At 63.6% G+C, this 18,111-nt stretch carries 17 protein-coding genes; 10 read left to right on the top strand and 7 right to left on the bottom strand.

Annotation, left to right across the window (positions count from 1 at the left end):
* Positions 1 to 42 precede the first annotated feature (42 nt).
* A complete protein-coding gene (locus IVB50_RS05160; RefSeq protein WP_026232711.1) occupies positions 43 to 1,347 on the top strand; it encodes a glycoside hydrolase family 130 protein in 1,305 nt (434 codons plus the stop codon).
* 95 nt (positions 1,348 to 1,442) lie between these two features.
* Here IVB50_RS05160 and IVB50_RS05155 read toward each other — a convergent pair whose 3' ends face one another.
* Positions 1,443 to 2,246 (bottom strand): isocitrate lyase/phosphoenolpyruvate mutase family protein, encoded by an 804-nt coding sequence (locus IVB50_RS05155; protein WP_018454308.1) that lies wholly within the window; start codon positions 2,244 to 2,246, stop codon positions 1,443 to 1,445.
* Between the two features lie 56 nt (positions 2,247 to 2,302).
* Complete coding sequence (locus IVB50_RS05150; RefSeq protein ID WP_026232712.1) at positions 2,303 to 3,211, bottom strand: alpha/beta hydrolase; 909 nt, start codon at positions 3,209 to 3,211, stop codon at positions 2,303 to 2,305.
* A 120-nt stretch (positions 3,212 to 3,331) separates the two neighbouring features.
* Between IVB50_RS05150 and IVB50_RS05145 the strand changes: the two genes are divergently transcribed.
* A complete protein-coding gene (locus tag IVB50_RS05145) occupies positions 3,332 to 3,820 on the top strand; it encodes a MarR family winged helix-turn-helix transcriptional regulator (protein WP_231190451.1) in 489 nt (162 codons plus the stop codon).
* Between the two features lie 114 nt (positions 3,821 to 3,934).
* Entirely contained in the window at positions 3,935 to 4,390 is a 456-nt protein-coding gene (locus IVB50_RS05140; RefSeq protein WP_026232713.1) for a hypothetical protein, read from the top strand.
* A 76-nt stretch (positions 4,391 to 4,466) separates the two neighbouring features.
* On the opposite strand, the gene IVB50_RS05135 is transcribed toward IVB50_RS05140, so the two are convergent.
* The 4 genes from IVB50_RS05135 to IVB50_RS05120 form a co-directional block, all read right to left on the bottom strand.
* On the bottom strand, positions 4,467 to 4,889 hold the full coding sequence (locus IVB50_RS05135; protein ID WP_018454312.1) for a hypothetical protein: 423 nt from the start codon (positions 4,887 to 4,889) through the stop codon (positions 4,467 to 4,469).
* A 22-nt stretch (positions 4,890 to 4,911) separates the two neighbouring features.
* Entirely contained in the window at positions 4,912 to 5,265 is a 354-nt protein-coding gene (locus tag IVB50_RS05130) for a hypothetical protein (RefSeq protein WP_026232714.1), read from the bottom strand.
* A gap of 59 nt (positions 5,266 to 5,324) precedes the next feature.
* Positions 5,325 to 5,861: a hypothetical protein gene (locus tag IVB50_RS05125; RefSeq protein WP_018454314.1), complete on the bottom strand. Its 537-nt coding sequence runs from the start codon at positions 5,859 to 5,861 to the stop codon at positions 5,325 to 5,327.
* Positions 5,862 to 6,048: 187 nt separating this feature from the next.
* Positions 6,049 to 6,660: a TetR/AcrR family transcriptional regulator gene (locus IVB50_RS05120; RefSeq protein WP_018454315.1), complete on the bottom strand. Its 612-nt coding sequence runs from the start codon at positions 6,658 to 6,660 to the stop codon at positions 6,049 to 6,051.
* A gap of 127 nt (positions 6,661 to 6,787) precedes the next feature.
* Between IVB50_RS05120 and IVB50_RS05115 the strand changes: the two genes are divergently transcribed.
* The 5 genes from IVB50_RS05115 to IVB50_RS05095 all read left to right on the top strand — a co-directional run bounded on the left by IVB50_RS05115 (position 6,788) and on the right by IVB50_RS05095 (position 14,281).
* On the top strand, positions 6,788 to 8,017 hold the full coding sequence (locus IVB50_RS05115) for a cytochrome P450 (protein WP_018454316.1): 1,230 nt from the start codon (positions 6,788 to 6,790) through the stop codon (positions 8,015 to 8,017).
* A gap of 139 nt (positions 8,018 to 8,156) precedes the next feature.
* Entirely contained in the window at positions 8,157 to 11,780 is a 3,624-nt protein-coding gene (locus IVB50_RS05110; RefSeq protein WP_247294821.1) for an AsmA-like C-terminal region-containing protein, read from the top strand.
* A gap of 326 nt (positions 11,781 to 12,106) precedes the next feature.
* Entirely contained in the window at positions 12,107 to 13,225 is a 1,119-nt protein-coding gene (locus IVB50_RS05105) for a DUF2336 domain-containing protein (protein ID WP_018454318.1), read from the top strand.
* A gap of 58 nt (positions 13,226 to 13,283) precedes the next feature.
* The gene (locus IVB50_RS05100) at positions 13,284 to 13,526 is read left to right on the top strand and encodes a hypothetical protein (RefSeq protein ID WP_018454319.1); all 243 of its coding nucleotides are present in this window, start codon (positions 13,284 to 13,286) and stop codon (positions 13,524 to 13,526) included.
* A 269-nt stretch (positions 13,527 to 13,795) separates the two neighbouring features.
* Complete coding sequence (locus IVB50_RS05095; RefSeq protein ID WP_085360657.1) at positions 13,796 to 14,281, top strand: DUF417 family protein; 486 nt, start codon at positions 13,796 to 13,798, stop codon at positions 14,279 to 14,281.
* Between the two features lie 15 nt (positions 14,282 to 14,296).
* Here the strand turns inward: IVB50_RS05095 and IVB50_RS05090 are convergent, their stop codons facing one another.
* A complete protein-coding gene (locus IVB50_RS05090) occupies positions 14,297 to 14,794 on the bottom strand; it encodes a GNAT family N-acetyltransferase (protein ID WP_018454321.1) in 498 nt (165 codons plus the stop codon).
* A 143-nt stretch (positions 14,795 to 14,937) separates the two neighbouring features.
* On the opposite strand from IVB50_RS05090, the gene IVB50_RS05085 reads away from it, so the two are divergent.
* Positions 14,938 to 16,113, top strand: a complete 1,176-nt coding sequence (locus IVB50_RS05085; protein ID WP_247294820.1) for a GAF domain-containing sensor histidine kinase — start codon at positions 14,938 to 14,940, stop codon at positions 16,111 to 16,113.
* A gap of 319 nt (positions 16,114 to 16,432) precedes the next feature.
* Positions 16,433 to 18,094 (top strand): hypothetical protein, encoded by a 1,662-nt coding sequence (locus IVB50_RS05080; protein ID WP_247294818.1) that lies wholly within the window; start codon positions 16,433 to 16,435, stop codon positions 18,092 to 18,094.
* Positions 18,095 to 18,111 lie beyond the last annotated feature (17 nt).

Here is an 18,111-nt window from a genome sequence, read left to right as displayed (position 1 = left end):
GAGCAGGATTACGATTTCCTCCTTCAACCCATCGAGGCCGTCTTGTCGCAATCTCCCTTCCTCAAACGTCAAGCCCTTCAGCTGCGGCCTGATCCGACCCGTGTCATCGTTCGGCCTTTCAAGCCGGCAACAGAGCCGCGCGACCTCAATCCGACGGACAAGACCCGCGCCAACCATATCGTCGAACGGGTCCTCGCGCTCGATGCCGAGACGGCTGACCGGCAATTGGCCGACGTTCTGGAGAATTTCCTCGGCCGTCACCGCAACCTGTTGCAGATATTCGAGACACGCGCCGCGGAAATGGAAGAGGCGCTGGCCGACCATGCTGTATTCACGCAGGTGCAGCGCCAACTCGCGGGCGCCTATTTTCTCAACGAATATTCGTTCGAGGCCTCGGCATTGTTCAATCCGAGTATCGTGCCGCATCCCGATCAATCCGGAACGCCGGAAGGCAGCCTTCGCTTCATCCTAAGTCTTCGTGCCGTCGGCGAGGGTCACGTGTCGTCCCTGACATTTCGCTCGGGGCTTATTGCGGCAGACGGGACCGTGACCATCGACCCGACGGCGCGCCTTGCATCCAGCCCCGATCTCGTCAAGCTGACATCGGGCGCCGGCGGCGACGAGATTGATGTTACATTTGCGGCCGGCCAGGATCTGAGCGAGCGGGTGATTTTCCCGGTCACTGAAGCGCAGTCGAACGGGATCGAGGACGCCCGCTTTGTGCATTTCAGCAACGCCGGCGAGACGATCTACTACGCGACCTACACCGCTTATAGCGGACGGGCGATCCGGTCGGAGCTGATCGAGACGTCCGACTTTGTATCGTTCCGGCTATCGACCCTGAAGGGCAGTGCCGCGCGCAACAAGGGCATGGCGTTATTCCCGCGCAAGATCGGGGGCAGATATGCAATGATCGCGCGCCAGGATAACGAGAACCTCTATCTGATCTTTTCCGACGATCTCCAGACGTGGGATGGCGGCCAGCCGATTCTGAAGCCGCGATACCCCTGGGAATTCGTGCAGATCGGCAATTGCGGATCACCCATCGAGCTCGACGTCGGGTGGCTGCTGCTGACGCACGGCGTCGGACCTTTGCGAAAATATTCGATCGGGGCCGCGCTGCTGGACAAGAACGACCCTTCGAAGGTGCTCGGCCGCCTGCGCGAGCCACTATTGCGCCCGGACCCTTCCGAACGCGAAGGATATGTTCCAAACGTCGTCTACACTTGCGGCGCGATGCGCCACCACGACAAGATCATCTTCCCCTACGCGGTCTCCGACAGCTACTGCAATGTCGCGACAATCGAGATCGGATCCTTGATCGCGGCCATGGACAGGAGCGCATAGGAACTGCGCTGACCGTTCTCGACATCCATCCGGTGGATTGGAAAAGCGTGAAGCGGTCGGCGCAGAACACTGCGTCGAGCTGGTGATATCCGGGCTCAGGCATCCGGTTGCAGGAACGTGCCGTACTGCTTGGTCGCGGCGACCGCGGCCGCGGCCTGTCCGATCATCCGCATCGCGGCCATCATCGGCCACGGCCCGAGGCTGACCCGCCGAACGCCGACGCGAGCCAGATCCGGAAGTGCGGGAACGCCTTGTGTCACCATGATGTTGACCGGCAGAGGCGTGAGCTGAACCAACTTTTCAATGAGAGCGAGATCGGTGAGGCCGGGGACGAAAATTCCGTCGGCGCCGGCCTCGGCATAGACCTTCGCCCGCCTTGCCGCTTCGTTCATGCACTCGTCCGGCGATCCGAATTTCAGCAGGAACGGATCTGTTCTCGCATTGATGAACAGCTGAACTCCAAGATCTTTCGCGGCGTCGCGCACGGCCTTGATCTTGGCGGCATGGAGTTCGGGATTGACCAGTTGCCGCTTTCCCCCCGATAGCCCGTCCTCGATATTGATGCCGACGGCGCCGGCTTTCAAAATCTCGGTCGCCGATCTGGCGGCGGCCTCCGGGGTGTCGCCATATCCTGCCTCCAGATCGATTGAGACTGGAACTGACACGGCCGCAGTCATCCGCGATACGAGGCCGGTCACCATGTCGAACGGGACATTTTCTCCGTCGGCGTATCCAAGTGCGGAGGCGACCGCGCCGCTGCTGGTCGCGATGGCCGGAGCGGTCTTCGCGATGGCTTTGGCGGTGGCGGCGTCCCAGGCGTTGAACAGGACGAGCGGATCGCCCTTCCTGTGAAGGGCATGAAAGGTCTCGGCATATTGATGTTGTGTCTTGGCGTCCATTGCGCGCACTCCAGATTAGAAAATCGAAGGATGTTGTGGGCCACCGCCCTCTGCGTTCAGTCAGGCGCGTGCGTCTTGAACCAGTCCATGATCAGGCCGGTGACTTCTTCCTCACGCTCGAGGTGCGGGAAGTGCCCGACATCGGGCAGGACAATCCGCTTGTGCGGCCCCTTGAACAGCGGCTCCTCCTTGACCGAGTACCTCGCTGTCGGATCGTTGCTGCCATAGATCGTCAGCGTCGGCGTGTGCATGTCATTGATCGGCAGCCGGCCCGTGAGCCCCGCATCGGTCAGGCCTCCGTAATATTTCAGCGCCGCGGCCATCGTGCCGGGCGAGCTGAGTGTCTCCTTGATCGAACGGATGTGCTCGGCATTGTTGAATGTCGGTGACCACAGCTTCCAGAGATAGTCGACAAAGGGGAGGCCCTCGGTATTGACCGCGGATTCGGCGCCGGGCAGCTGGAAAAAATAGACGTGGAAGACGGCTCGAACGAGCTCCGGATCCCGTCTGATGCTCGAAATTGTAATCGGGTGCGCGGTGTTCATGACCACGGCGGCCTTGATTGCCGATGGCGCCGTGGCCAGCGCCTGAAAGGTCGAGGTGCCGCCCCAATCCATGCCGACGACGCGTGCCTGTCCGTCGTCGCTCAGCGCCGCGATGAGGGCTTCGAGATCCTTGCCCAGTGCGATCGGATCGAAAATGCCGTCCGCCGGAATCTCGGTCGGCGCATAGCCACGCAGGAACGGCGCGACGGCACGATACCCGGCATCCGCGAAGACCTGCAGCTGCTTTCGATACGACCAGGCATTGTCGGGAAAGCCGTGCAGGAACATGACCAGGGGGCCATCGCCCTGTTCGAGATAGGCGAAGCGCACGCCGTTGGCCTGCACGTATTTCAAGGCGGGTTCGGTGCCCCTGGTATCCGCTTGGGCATTCGCTTGTCGTGCCGCGCTCCGAGTATTCATCGTCATTCTCCATGTGATCGAGCCCCGCGATCCAAATTATGTGCGGAGCGCACATATCGTCAAGTTGTTTTTTGTGCGCTCCGCACATATTGTCGGTGTATGGAAATTGGAATCGCAAATTTGCTGGGGGCGCTTTCGCTCGCCGTCATGGATCGGATCGAGCAGGGCGCGCGCGAGGTCATCGGCCGCGGTGGCGAGACCCCTGCGGCACTGGTCGTCATCGGCTATGGCCAGGGCATGACCAACGACAAGCTGCGGCGGATCCTTGGCCTGTCGCATTCAGGAACGGTCCGGCTGGTGGACCGTCTGGTGTCGGATCGGCTGGTCGAACGTCGGCCCGGACAGGACGGCCGCGAGGTTGCCTTGCACCTGACGGCGAAGGGCGCCGCAACCCGCAACGATTTGATGACTTCGCGGATTTCGGCCGTCGCGTCGCTTCTGGATGTACTGTCGCCGGCTGAAACGAAGCGCCTTGAAACGCTGCTCCATGAGTTGTTGGCTCGGCAGGATACCTCCGAGATGGATCGCTTCACGATCTGCCGCATGTGCGACGACAGCGCTTGTACGAATTGCCCCTTGCCCACGGACAAGGGCAAACGCGCTCGCTAGCGGGCGCGCTCGAGACTATCATCCGGCTTGGGCGCAACGCGCGTTCACATCGCGGAAAGGAACGTCCGGCGTTTCCCCACGTTGTCGGCCCACCAGCACAAGCCGGTCCATACGATGAAGAAGATCGCCACCATCCTTGTCATGCTCTGTGCCTTTCCGGCGGCCGCCCGCGCGGACAGCTGGAGTGGCTATCGCATTCCCGAGACCGGGACCAGCGTCGATATCCCTTCGTCCATCTTCACCGAGCAAGCCGGCCGGCCCGACGGCTATGGCATGCAGTACCGGACCAGCGACGGCCGTGCGGATTTGACGGTGCAGGCCGTTCCCAATGACGGCAGCTCACCGGCCGCTTTCCTGGCGCGGAAGAATCCGCCGCCCGGCATCACCTACAAGCGCATCACGCCGCGCTTCTTCGTGGTCTCCAGCACCCGGGGCGGCAAGATCTGGTACGACCGCTGCAACTTTGGCCGCCGCTACGTGCATTGCGTGCTGATCAACTATCCGGCCGCCGAGAAGCGGCAGTGGGATGCACTCGTGACCCGCGTCAGCCGCACGCTGAGCGGCGGTTGATCCGTTCACCAACGAAAAACCTGCTCACAAAGAAAAACTGCCCGCAGGTTGTGGGCAGCAGTCTCGTGAGGATGGTTCAGCGCACGTTGGTCGATGTCGTCGACATGGTCGGCTTGGAGCCCGGCACGTGCGACATGGTCTTGGTGGTCGACCCGACCTCCTCGCCCGCCTTGACTTTCGTGCGGGTGTGGGAGCGGCTGAACGTACCACCCTCATGCGCCTGCGCGCGCGCATTGGAATTGAGCACCGGACCGTTGCCCTTGTTCATGCTGGTGCCGGACTGCGCCTTGCCGTTGGCAGACGCGGCGCTGCCGCCCGCTGCAATCGACGAGCCGGTCTGTCCGGAGCCCGACGTCGACGTGCCGCCGGTGCCGAGCGTGCTGGCCGAGGTGCCGCCGGCCGCGGCCGAGCCCCCGGTGCCGCCGGTCATGCTGGTTTGCGCCGACAACGGCGAGGCGGCGGCGAGCAGAAGTGCGACCGACGAGGTCGCGATCAACATTCTCATCTGTGAAATCCTTTTGCTAGGGCGACGATGTCGAGATGGTGCAGCCGTTGACCGTGACGGTGCTCGCGCTGGTCGAACCCGGGCCGCCGGCCGTCGAGGACGAACTCGACACGTTGCCGCCACCGGCCTGGACGTGCACCGACGATCCGCCGGCCGAGCTAGAGCTCGACAGCGAGCCGCTCGATGAGGTCGAGCCGGTGGTGCCCGAACCCGATGACCCCAGCGCGGTAATGCTGCCGTCGGGATGTTTTTCCACCGTGACCCGGCAGGTCTCGCCGGACGCGGTCTTGCCGGTTTTCTGCATGGTTTCCCCCGCAGCGGCGCTGCTCATCAAAGTCAAAACTGCGATCGCAACGATTGGTCTGTTCATGCCAGTCCTCCTCAGGAAGGACGAAGGAGCGGCATTGCTGCCGCTCCGCCGGCCGGATGTCAGTCCTTGTCCTTCTTCATCTCGTCCTTGTGGTGGCCTTTGCCCTTTTCCATGCCCATGTCGCTGGCATGTCCCGCGGAGGAGCCGGCCGCTCCCACGGTCGAGCCGCTCTTGCCGCCGCCGGCCGACGAGCCGCCCGTGCCGACTGTCGATGCCGAGTTGGAGCCGGAGCCTGCCGCAGAGCCGCCGGTGCCGACGCTGGACGAACTCTTGCCGCCACCCGCCGACGAACCACCGGTGCCGAGCGTCGAGGCCGAGCCTGAGCCGCTGCCGGAGCCTGCGGCGGAGCCGCCGGTGCCGATCGACGAACTGCTGGTGCCGCCGCCCGCCGACGAGCCGCCGGTGCCAAGCGTCGAGGCCGAGCCCGATCCGCTGCCCGAACCCGCCGATGAACCGCCCGTGCCTACGGTCGAGTTGCTGGTGCCACCGCCGGCTGACGACCCGCCAGTGCCGACCGTCGAACTCGACTGCGCCACGGCGAGCGCGGTACCGGCCAGCAGCGCAGCTGCGGCCGCAGACAATTTCAGAATCCTCATCGCTGTCTCCTCGAATGATCAAATTGCCAAAACAGGCACGGGATAAAGTGGCAAGCTGCAGAAACGTTCCTTGGATCGGTATGAGGATGTGGAAAATGCGCGCGAGAATTGCGACGAGGTTCCAGCGGCGCGGCGCGCCGATGCCGAGCGGGAACAGCGAAGCGCGACGATCTGAAGAAAACAAACGCTACTTCAACGACAATCCCGTCCTGCGCCGCAGATCCGTGATCGCGCGCAGAAAACTGTCGGCCGGCGTCGTCTCCGGATCGATCAGGCGGTGCAGGCGAAAGCCGTCTTCCAATGCCAGCACGACGGAGGCCATCCAGGGGGGATTGAGCGTGTCGCCCTTCGCGTTGCTCTTCAGCGTTGCCTCGATGATGTCGGCGACCAGCTTGCGCCGCGCGCGCAGGCGCTTTGCAAGCTCCGGTCGGCGCTTCTCGGCGCGGGCGACAAACAGGATCATCTCCATGTGGAGCAGCGGCGAGCGGCCGAGCGGATCCTGCCTTGTGCGATCCATCGCCTTCAGCGCCGCGATGAAGTCGTCGAGATTGTCGTGCTGCGCGAGGATGTCCATGTTGCGCCGGATCGACTGCGCGACATGCTCCTCGAGCATGGCGATAATCAGCTCGTCCTTGCTCTTGAAGTTGGAATAGAACGCGCCGCGGCTAAATCCGGCCGCCGCCGCGATCGCCTCGATGCTGGCGCCGCCGATGCCGTCCTGCTCGAACACGCGCGCCGCCGCCTCGAACAGCCTGTCGCGCGTGTCGTCCCTGGTCGGCCTGGTTCTCACCCTTGACATCGGGGCAGTTTAGGGCAAAATGCAACTCGATACAACAATGTATCGAGTTGATAATTCCGGGATGGTTACGCTGCGCAAGAGGGGCTGCGGCGTATGCGATTCATGCGGCAACCGATATGAGGTCACCATGAACGAGCACGTGCAGGGCACCGGCGGTCCGCTGTTCAACCCGCTGTCGCCGGACTTCATCCGCGATCCCTATCCGCATTATGACCGGCTCCGCGCGATCTACCCGATTCACGTGACGCCGTTCGGCCAGTTCGTCGCCAGCCGCCATGCCGATGTCAGCCTCGTGATGCGCGACAAGCGTTTTGGCAAGGATTTCGTCGAGCGCTCCAAGCGCCGCTATAGCGAGAAGATCATGGAGGAGCCGGTCTTCCGCAGCATGAGCCACTGGATGCTGCAGGCCGATCCGCCTGACCACACCCGCCTGCGCGGCCTCGTCGTGAAGGCCTTCACCGCCCGCCGCGTCGAGGACATGCGGCCACGCATCCAGGAGATCGTCGACCAGACCATCGATGCCGTGATCGACCGCGGCCACATGGACCTGATCGAAGACTTCGCCTTCCGCCTGCCTGTCACCATCATCTGCGACATGCTCGGCATCCCCGAGGACCATCGCGAGACTTTCTATAACAGCTCGCGCGATGGCGGACGGCTGCTCGATCCCGTGCCGCTGTCGCCGGAGGAGATCGCCAAGGGCAACGCCGGCAACATGATGGCGCAGATGTATTTCCAGCAGCTGTTCGAGCTTCGTCGCAAAAATCCCGGCGACGATCTCATTACCCAGCTGGTGCAGGCCGAGGAAGACGGCAACAAGCTCACCAACGAGGAACTGACCGCCAACATCATCCTGTTGTTCGGCGCCGGCCACGAGACCACGGTCAATCTGATCGGCAACGGCCTGCTGGCGCTGCATCGCAATCCGGACCAGCTCGCGCTTTTGAAGGCGCGGCCGGACCTGATGGTGGGCGCGATCGAGGAGTTTCTGCGCTACGATTCCTCGGTGCAGATGACCGGGCGGGTCGCGCTGGAGGATATCGACGATCTCGGCGGCGCCAAGATCCCCAAGGGCGAGACCGTGCTCTGCCTGCTGGGCTCGGCCAACCGCGACCCGGCGGTCTATCCTGACCGGCCCGACCGGCTCGACGTCACCCGCCAGAATGTGAGGCCGCTGTCGTTCGGCGGTGGCATCCATTTCTGCCTGGGGGCCCAATTGGCCCGCCTCGAGGCCGAGATCGCCATCGCCACGCTGTTGCGTCGGCTGCCCGACCTGCGCATCGACGACGTCGAAAACCCCGAATGGCGGCCGACCTTCGTGCTGCGCGGCCTGAAGCGGCTGCCTGCGAGCTGGTGATGGCTGCCGGCGTTAACCTCCGCGCGCAACAGTCGCTGTGACTTCGCCACACTTCCCCCTATATAAGGGGCTGTTCCGGTACGTCTGAGGCCCTGCGGCTCAGGCAAGGCCCGCATCCGGTTTGGCCGAGGGGAGACCCGTGCAGACGACGCTGCTCGGATTGGCGATTGCCTTTATCTTAGCGCTGCTGGCCGCTCTGATCGGACCGTACTTCGTCGACTGGAACCAGTTCAGGCCCCAGTTCGAAGCAGAGGCCGGCAGGATCATCGGCGTGCCGGTGCGGGTGGCGGGCGAGCTCGACGCGCGGCTGTTGCCGGCGCCGACGCTGCGGCTGCGCGCGGTCACCTTCGGCGGCAACAACGATCTCGGCCGCCTGCGCGCCGACAAGCTCGATGTCGAATTCAGCCTGAGCTCGCTGATGCGCGGCGAATGGCGCGCCACCGAGCTTTCGGTCAATGGCATGGCGGTCGATCTCGGCCTCGACGCGCGCGGGCGGGTCGATCTGCCGTCCACCGCGAGCGGGAGCTTCAATCTGGCATCGCTGGCGATCGAGCGGCTGAATCTCACCGGTCGCATCGCCCTGCATGATGCCGCCAGCCATTCGACACTGGAGCTCAACGACATCGCTTTCTCCGGCGATGTGCGCTCGCTGGCCGGCTCGGTCCGGGGCGACGGCAGTTTTGCCCTCAGCGGCGTGCGCTATCCGTTCCGCGTCTCCTCCGGCCCGAGCGCCGACGGCAATGCCACCCGCCTCCACCTCAACATCGATCCCGGCGAGCGCGCGATCCTCGCCGATCTCGAAGGCGTGCTCGCCTTCGACAACCGCCTGCCGAAATTCGAGGGCGCGCTGACGTTCGCCGTGCCGGCGCCGAAGAAGCCGGGCGAGGCGGGGCCGATGCCCTGGAAGCTCACGACGAAACTCAAGGCTGATCCGGCCGGCGCCAAGTTCGAGCAGGTCGACGCCAGCTTCGGGTCCGAAGACTCCGCGCTGAAGCTCGGCGGCGTCGGCGATATCAGGTTCGGGGCTTCGCCGCTGCTGCGTGCGGTGCTGTCGGCGCGCCAGGTCGATGCCGACAAGCTGACCGGCAAGGACGAGCCGCAGCGCATCCTTCCGGCGCTCCGCGCAGGCCTCGCCGCAATCCCGCAGGCGCCGATCCCGGCACAGATCGAGTTCAACTCCGACCAGATCATGCTCGGCGCACGGCCGCTCCAGAACATCACGGCCGAGCTTGCGACCGACGGACGATCCTGGACCTTCCAGCGGCTCGAGCTGCGCGCGCCGGGACAGACGCAGCTCTCGCTCAACGGCGCGACGCCCGGCGCCGACAGCTTCAGCGGCCGTCTCAGCGTCGATTCCTCCGATCCCGATACGCTAGTGGCCTGGCTCCAGGGCCGCAGCGAGGTCAACCGCCGCAGCACGCGGCCGCTGCGCCTTGCCGGTGACGTGACCATCGCCGCCAACCATTTCGCCATCGACAGGCTGAAGGCCGAGATCGACGGCGGCGCGGTCGAAGGCCGCATCGCTTTCGTCCAGACCGGCGCGAGCAAGGGCTCGCGGATCGACGCGGAGCTCAAGGCCGACCGCCTTGACCTCGATGCGGCCGCAAGTTTTGTGCGCGCGCTTTCGGGACCGCAGGGCGAATGGCCGGAGGAAGCGAAGCTGTCGCTCGATATCGGCCGCGCGATCTCGGCCGGGCAGGAGCTGCGGCCGTTCACCGCGAAACTCGGCTACGGCCCCGCATCGCTCTCGCTGGAGCAGTTGCGGTTCGGCCAGGCCAGTGGCGTGACCACGGAAGCAAGTGGCAGCTTCGACCGCGCCAAGGCCACGGGCAAGCTCGCGCTGAAATCCTCCGCCAATTCGCTGCGCGATGTCACTGCACTGCTCGAGCCGTTTGCGCCATCGGTGCGCGCGCGCTTCGACGCCATCCCGTCGCTGCCGGCTGCGACCCGCCTGAAGCTCGACCTCAGCCTCGACAAGAACGCCGAGCACGCCGATCGCAACGACGCGCGCGCTGTCCTCGAACTCGACGCGCCGCAGCTCAAGGCCACCGCGACGCTGGCTGCGCAGACGCCGGTGGCCGCCGTCAACGGCATCGACGTCGACCGCTTGCGCAACAGCGACTTCACGCTGGACTCGAAAGTCGCGACACCGCAAGCCAGTGCACTGCTGGCGTTGCTCGGGCTCGATCGCGTGGTGGCCGCAGGCGAGGGCGCTTCGCAGTTCGAAGGCCGCTTGAGCGGCGCGTGGCGCCATCAGCTGCAATTGAATGCCAAGCTTAGCGGCGGCGGGCTGGATGCGGACGCACAAGGCAACGTCGAATTGTCGGAGCCGAAAGGCAGCGTAAATTTGCGCGTGCGCAACGCCAATCTGGGGCCGCTGTTCGGGACCAGCCCGGCCGATAAATCGGTGCAGAGCGTCAATCTGTCCTCGCGCGTCGGCCTCTCCGGCAACCGCCTGACCTTCAACGATCTCGAGAGCACCCTGGCCGGCTCGCATTTGCGCGGTCATCTGGCGGTGACGCTCGATCAGGAGAAGACCGTCGACGGCGAAGTCGGCCTCGATACGCTCGACCTCGTGCCCGCGCTCGCGATGGCCATCGGCGCGGCCGGACACGATGCCAATGCGCCGCTGAGTGCCGGGCTTCTCGGCGGCTGGCGCGGCCGCGTCGCCTTCCAGGCGTTGCACGGCACGTTGCCCGGCGGCATCGAGCTGCGCCCCTTCGGCGGTACGGTCCGGAGCGACGGTCAGTCGCTCGCGCTCGACGCAATGAAGGGCGGCGTCGGCGGCGGCGAGATGTCGGCGAGCCTTGATGCGCGCAATGGCGCCAATGGTCTGACGCTCAACGCGCGCATCGAGCTCGGCAATGTCGACGCGGCGGCGCTGCGCTACCGCGACCTCGCGCTGCCGAAGGGACGAGCCTCGGCGCAGATGGCGCTGACCAGCCAGGGCCGTAGCGTCGCGGCGCTCACCGGTGCGCTCGCCGGCAACGGTACGGTGACGCTCGAATCCGCTGAAATCTCCGGCCTCAATCCACGCGCCTTCGAAATCGCCATCCGCGCCAGCGACGGCGGCCAAATTGCCGACGACAATCGGCTGCGGCAGCTGGTCGAGCCCGCGCTGTCGGCGGGTCCGATTGCAGTGGCCTCGGCGCAGATCCCGTTCACGATCCGGGACGGGCGCCTGCGCGTCGGCGCAACGTCGCTAGAGGCGAAGAACGCGCGTGCCATCGTCTCCGGCGGTTACGACATCCCCGCCGACCAGGCCGACATCCGTGCCAGCCTGACGCCGATCATGACCGGGCTCTCCGGCGCGCCGCCCGAAATCCAGCTGTTCGCGGCCGGTCCCCCCGACAGGCTCAATCGCACCGTCGATCTTGGGCCGCTGTCGTCGTGGCTCGCGGTACGCACAATCGATCGCGAGACGCGCCGGCTGGACGCCATCGAGCGCGGCGAGCCGCCGCCGGCCACCGCCGCGTTGCCGACGCTGGTGTCGCCCGAACCGGCGCCGGAGCCGTCGCTCACGGATGTGCCGATGCCCGGCCGCGATCCGCGCCGTGCGCCGCCGCCGAAGCCCAAGTCCGATATCAGGGTTGCGCCGACGCCAAAGGCGCCGCAGGCCGCTCCCGCGGCACCAAGCCCGCCGCTTGCAAGCACGCAGATCGCGCCGCTGCCTCCGCCGATCGACGTCAGGCCGGCCCCGGGCCCGCCGCCCGCAAAGCCCAAGCCAAAGCCGCCGCTGGTGCTGACGCCGTCAAATCCGTAGGCGATAGTCCGTCATGCCCGGGCTTGTCCCGGGCATCCACGTTCTCCGTCCCAGGCGGTGAGACGTGGATGGCCGGGACAAGCCCGGCCATGACGCCGGAGAGACACCCTCACCCCAACCCTCTCCCGCAAGCGGGAGAGGGGGCGCAGCTTCCTCGTGACGTACCGGTAAACTCATTCTCTCGCTTTTTATCGAATTTTCCGCGGCAAAACTGATCTGCCGACTTTACCGGATTCTCGCGTTTGTTCCCTAGCCTCTGTTCCCAGAGGAACTCGGCGTCCTGCCGGCACAAGCAGGATGGCCAGCCAAGAACTGGGGTCATCGGGATGAACGGCGCGACAACACTTCTGCAGGATCTGGACGACGCAATCGCACGCGGCACCGACGAAAGCCGGACCAAGGCGTTGTGGCATGCGACCGACATTCTGATCACCGGTCGCTACAGCGACGACGAGATCAGCACGTTCGGCGAAGTCATCGGCCGGCTCGCCGACGAGATCGAGGTCGCCGCACGGGTGCAGCTCTCCGAGGTGATGGCAGCCTGCGATCACGCTCCGCTCAATGTCATTGCGCAACTCGCGATCGCCGACGAAATCGAGGTCGCCGGTCCCGTGCTGCGCGATTCCAATCGTATCGACGAGAAGCTGCTGGTCGAGAGCGCCATGACCAAGAGCCAGTCGCATCTGCTCGCGATCGCCCAGCGCAAGTCGATCGGCGAGGCCGTCACCGACGTGCTGGTCAAGCGCGGCGACCAGGAGGTCGTGACGTCGGTCGCCAAAAACGAGGGCGCGCGCTTTTCAGGTTCGGGTCTGCTCCACATGGTCCGCCGCGCCGAGGGTGACTCGATTCTCGCCGAGCAGCTTGGCCTGCGCAAGGACGTGCCGCGTCACATCTTCCAGCAACTGATCTCGAAGGCGTCGGAGGACGTCCGTCGCCGGCTCGAGCACGAGCGCCCGGAAATGATGGCGCAGATCCAGAGCTCGGTAAGCGACGTCACCGGCGATCTGCAGTCCAAGTTCGGCCCGTCCTCGCGCAGCTATTTCGTTGCCAAGCGCGTGGTGACGACGCAGTACCGGCAGGGCAACCTCAACCAGGACTCGATCTCGAACTATGCTCGCCAGCACCGGTCCGACGAGGTGCAGATCGGCCTGTCGCTGTTGTCGTCGCTGCCGGTCGACGTGATCGAGCGTGCGATGATGGACCGCAATCGCGAGATGATCCTGGTGCTGTGCAAGGCGCTCGACTTCTCCTGGGACACCACCATGTCGCTGCTGTTCCTCGGCGCCAAGGATCATCTGATCACGGCGCGCGAGCTCCACGACAACGAGCGCGATTTCGGCAAGCTCAAGATCGAGACCTCGCGCAGCGTCTTGAAGTTCTACCAATCGCGCAAGACCGGCACCGATCCCGTCACGGGTCGTCAGCCCGAGCTGCAGGTGCACTGAGCGGTACACCGAACAGGTACACCGAGCATCATCCGGGAATTGGCAGGGAGTATTTTCAATGTTGCCTCAATTCGGCACCGCAGTTCGCAAGAAGAACCTCAACAACGCCGCAGCCGGCGAGATCGGCGGCGGAGCAGCGGACCAGGCCTCGGTCGATGCGGCATGGCTCGTGCTGGAAGCCGCCAACGACCTCGGCGACCATGCCGCGATCGAGGCTTGCCGCCGCGTCATCGACGCCGAGCTGAACGGCACGGCGGCCGGCAGCGCGGATGTCGATCTCGTGCTCGGGTATTTCAGGTAGACTCCGCGGGCGTCCGCTCCATCCGCGCGATAGCGGCTGTTTCCACACCGTCATTGCGAGCGCAGGGCACCGCCGTCGCTCCTTCAACGGCACATTAACGCGCCGACAGCCCCAGACCGGGCGGCCATCCCGCGAACACGCGCATCGCACGCAGCTGTGATCTCCGGAACCGGCCGACGCGGGTAACGACCGAAGCTCCCCTTCGTACAGCCTTCAGCGAGCGTAGTCTCGCAGAGCTGATGGATGTGAAACCGGGGAGACATGGTCGGATGAAAGAGTTCAACGTCGCTGAGGTCGGGGGCGGTTCCTATCGTCCTCTTGCCATTCTGCGCTGGGTCATGGTGATCATCTTCGTATCGTTTGGCATGCAGAAATTCACGCCGCAATCTGCGCAGGGCATCGCGCAGTTCATCAGCAACAGCCCGTTCATCTCCTGGCTGTCGGTGTTCGGCCTGAGGGGAGAGGCCTATGTCCTCGGTGTCGCTGAATTCGTGATTGCGGCGCTGCTCGCGGCAGGCAGCTTCAGCCCGGTTTCGTCCGCCCTCGGTTCATTCATGGGCATGGTGACCTTTGCGATCACCTGGTCGTTCTTCTTCACGACGCCCGGTGTGGTCAAATGGAGCCTTTCATCCGATCCGATGGCGTGGAATCTGACCGGCGAATTTCTGTTCAAGGACATCGTCCTGCTGTGCGTTTGCGCGGTGTTGTTTCTGGCCTCCCTGCCGCAATCGGTTGTCCGGCTGCGCACCGGGTGATCGTCAGGCCGTCTCTCACCGCCGGATCCGGTAGAGGACGCCGTTCTCGCCGTGACGGAACGTGGTTCGCTCGAGGAGATAGTTGGACTTCTCCAGAACTCGGCGCGATGCGCCATTGCCGACATAGACCAGGCCAATGAGGGACGGCAGCTCATGGTGTAACAGTCCAATATCGGTGAGTGCGGTCGCGGTCTCGCTTGCAAGGCCACGGCCCCAGAATTCGCGCTTGAACGCGTAGGCAATCTCGATCTCGTCGACATCGTCCACGAGGATATGCCTGATGCCCGCTCGCCCGGCGAATGCCCCGTCTTTCGTTCGCAGCACCCACAGACCGAAGCCATGCTGATCCCAATGCGCCATATTGGCGTCGAGATAGGTCTTCGTCTTCTCCGCCGAACGGACGCCGCCGAGATAGCGCGAAACCTCGGCATCGAGATGCAACGCGACGAGGTCGGCGAGATGATTTTCACGAAGCCTTTCGGCGCTGAGCCTCGCCGTTCTGAAATGTTCCATTGGGAACAGATAGCCGCTTCCGAGGTGGGGCGTCGAGTAACATTGACGCGGAATGACTTGGCTGGCAGTGCTTTTCACCGTTGCAAGGACGCGCTTTCAGTTGGGCGGCCGGCCCGGGGCGAATGTTCCCAAGCGGAGTGGCAATGGATTTCGAGCGCGACATAGCCAAGATCAGCGGGATCGCTGCGGTCTCGACCATCCTCGACGTGGTCAGCCGGACCACCGGCATGGGGTTTACGGCCGTTGCCCGCGTCACCGAGGACAGGTGGATCACATGTGCCTCGCGTGACGAACTTGCGTTCGGGCTGAAACCCGGTGACGAGCTCAAGGTCGAGACCACGATCTGCCATGAGATCCGGAAGAGCCGCGAGGCGGTCGTCATCGAGAATGTCAGCAAAGACGCCGGCTACTGCAAGCATCACACGCCTGCACAATATGGCTTCCAAAGCTACATCTCCGTGCCGATCATTCTGCCCGACGGTTCATTCTTCGGAACTCTTTGTGCGATCGATCCGAAGCCGCGCAAGCTTCGGACTCCCGAAGTCATCGGCATGTTCAAGCTTTTTGCCGAGCTGATCGCGTCTCATCTCGACGCGGCCGAGCGCGTCGAACTGATCGAGAACAGGCTCGCGCTGGAACAACGCAATGCGGAACTGCGCGAGCAGTTCATCGCCGTGCTCGGTCACGACCTCCGAAACCCTCTTGCCTCGATCCAGGGCGGCCTGCGGCTTCTGAACAAGAAGGTCGATGACGAGGGGAAGAACTGGATCAACCTCCTGCAGGGAAGCGTGGGCCGGATGGCGGGCCTGATCGACAATGTCATGGACTTCGCCCGCGCGCGGCTCGGCGCCGGGATGCAGCTCAAGTTGAAAGAACAGCCACTCGAGCCTGTCATCAGGCAAATCGTCGCGGAGTTCGAGAACGTGCACCCGGATCGCGTCATCGAAACGGTCGTCAACGTTCCGGGACCTGTGAGAATCGACGCCGACCGCATAGGTCAGATGCTGTCCAATCTTCTCGGCAACGCGATTTCCTATGGCGCCGCCGACAAGCCGATCAGGGTGCTGGCGCAGACGACCGGCGCTGGCTTTGATCTCAGCGTTGCCAACAAAGGCGCGCCAATTCCGGCTGATGCGATCCCGCGCCTTTTCACTGCGTTCGATCGCGGCGACGTTCTGCCGAACCAGAAAGGGCTTGGGCTCGGACTGTACATTGCCCAAGAGATCGCGCGCGCCCATGGCGGGTTGATCGTCGCGTCGTCGATGCGAGATGAAACGGTGTTCACCGCGACGTTTCCGGCGAGCCCGGCCCGCGGCTGAGAAGGCGTGCTACGCCGGCCTAGCTTGCCGTCACGAAGCGTCGCGCCAATTCTCCGACAATACCATCATGCGCCTGTTTTGCGCGACGGTGCAACCGGCGAACAGCTGATAGCGCTGATTGTGCGAGGCTCTTTCCGGATGCGGTCCGGCGATTTTCTTGCGGGCAAGGCATTGTGCCTCTTCAGAGAGAGAGCTGCACGAAAACGTCCAGAGGATGTGAATTGGTTCACACACACGTGGTCGCTCCGGATTTACGGTACGCCTAATTCCGCGTAGAGCGGCCCGTTCGAACTATCTCGCTCAAGAGGGAGTTCAGGCTATGGCTAGCATCGTGTTGGGAATTGTCATTTCCATTTTACTATCGACACAAGCCTCCGCAGATCAGGTCCGTGACGCCGCGTCCGACCTGGTTCCTTCGCTGGTGCGCTGGTCCATCACGTTGTTGGGCCTGGTGGTGGCAGGCCGGTTGGCCTGGCAGGCTTTTGGCCGCGCGGTCAACATTGCCGAAGTCCCGACTTTCCCGCGATACATGACGACCCGGCAGCAGTATCGATTGGGCGGGTTCATCTTTGTCGTATTCTCATGCGGCTTCTTCCTTCTTCTCATCCATGAGAACCGCGACGTCATTGCCCTGGCGCCGCTGGTTCCTGCATTTCCAGTAGCCTTCATAGAGGCTGCGAAAAGTCAGTCTGCTCCGTACCTGACCGTCGTCGCCGCAATGGGGATCGTGTATCTGTTCCTCCTGACGAAGGAGGCTCAATGGAACGTCCTGCTGATGGTGCGCGATGTGATCCAGAGCTGGATCAGCGTGCCTCAGCTCGCGAAGCAGATCATGGCGCAAATCCGCTTTTCGCTGCGTGTGCCGCAGGAGGTGCTCTCGAAAGTCATCGCGAATTCTCCAGATGTCGTCGATCAGGACTTCCGCAAGGATCCGAACACCCCGGATCGGATGTGGGCGGAAATCTGTTACATGAAATGGTGGCTGACGCAGGGACGCGACACCGGAGATGACGCCACCTTCTTCACCGAGGACAGCTTTGGTTTCGACAAGCTGATGGCAGACTTCCAGCAGGGGGCGCCGACGATGAGCCAGTGGAAGGCTGGGACGTTGACGGGCCTTGCTGCGCCCCAGGCCACGCAACTGATCAAGGACCTCTACAACCGATTTGCCCGGCTTGTCGCGTGTTACCTGATCTATCGCAACGGCTCCCGCATCGACCTGCGCAATGAGGCCAGCAAATTCGGCATCGAAATCGATGCGCCCATTCACGACAATCCGCTACGGTACTGGATCGTCTATATCATTGCCTTGATCTGCTCCGTTTATCTGGGCGTGACCATTTCGGCCGTGATTTATGACGTGCTGCAAGGCAGAGGCGTCGTCTGGGCGCAGGACCCCAATCGCTCGATTGCATGGGTCATGTATTCGCTTTGCAATTATGGATTGGCAATCGTCGTCGTTCTCTTGCTTCGATTTGCGATGTCATCTCTGGGAAGCGATTCAGATCAGTCCCACCTCACCACTTATTGCTGGAGCTTCCTGGTCGCGCTCGCCGTAGGGCCCGCTGGTCTGACGTTGGCCGTGCATAACTTTGGCGAGGGCAATTTGCGGGAAATGTCCCTTGCCAGCCTTTACTTTGCGATGTTGCGGTGGGGCCTCGGGCCGGCGCTCGTGACAGTCTATATTTCGTACTATCTCGACAGGCAGAGCTGCTCCGATCTGCCGGACATCGACAATTCGATGCGAACGGTCGCGTGGCGGCTGTGCAATTGCTTCGGCTTTGCGGCAACCAATGTGTTCTTGCTTCTGCCCCAACTGCTGTCGCTGATGGCACAGGAGGGGGCAATCTGGGAAACCAATAAGCTGCGCTTCATTGCGGCTGGGACGACGTTCTGCCTGGCATTCGGCCTCGCATTGGCCGCGCAGTTCGCGCTCAAGAAGGAGCGGATTGGAACGGTGCTGGCGCATAAACCGGCTTGACGCCAGATATGGTCGGT

This window comes from Bradyrhizobium sp. 87 (assembly GCF_023073015.1).
In the GTDB taxonomy this organism is placed as follows: Bacteria; Pseudomonadota; Alphaproteobacteria; order Rhizobiales; family Xanthobacteraceae; genus Bradyrhizobium; species Bradyrhizobium canariense_D.
This window is presented reverse-complemented; position numbering and strand designations above follow the sequence as displayed.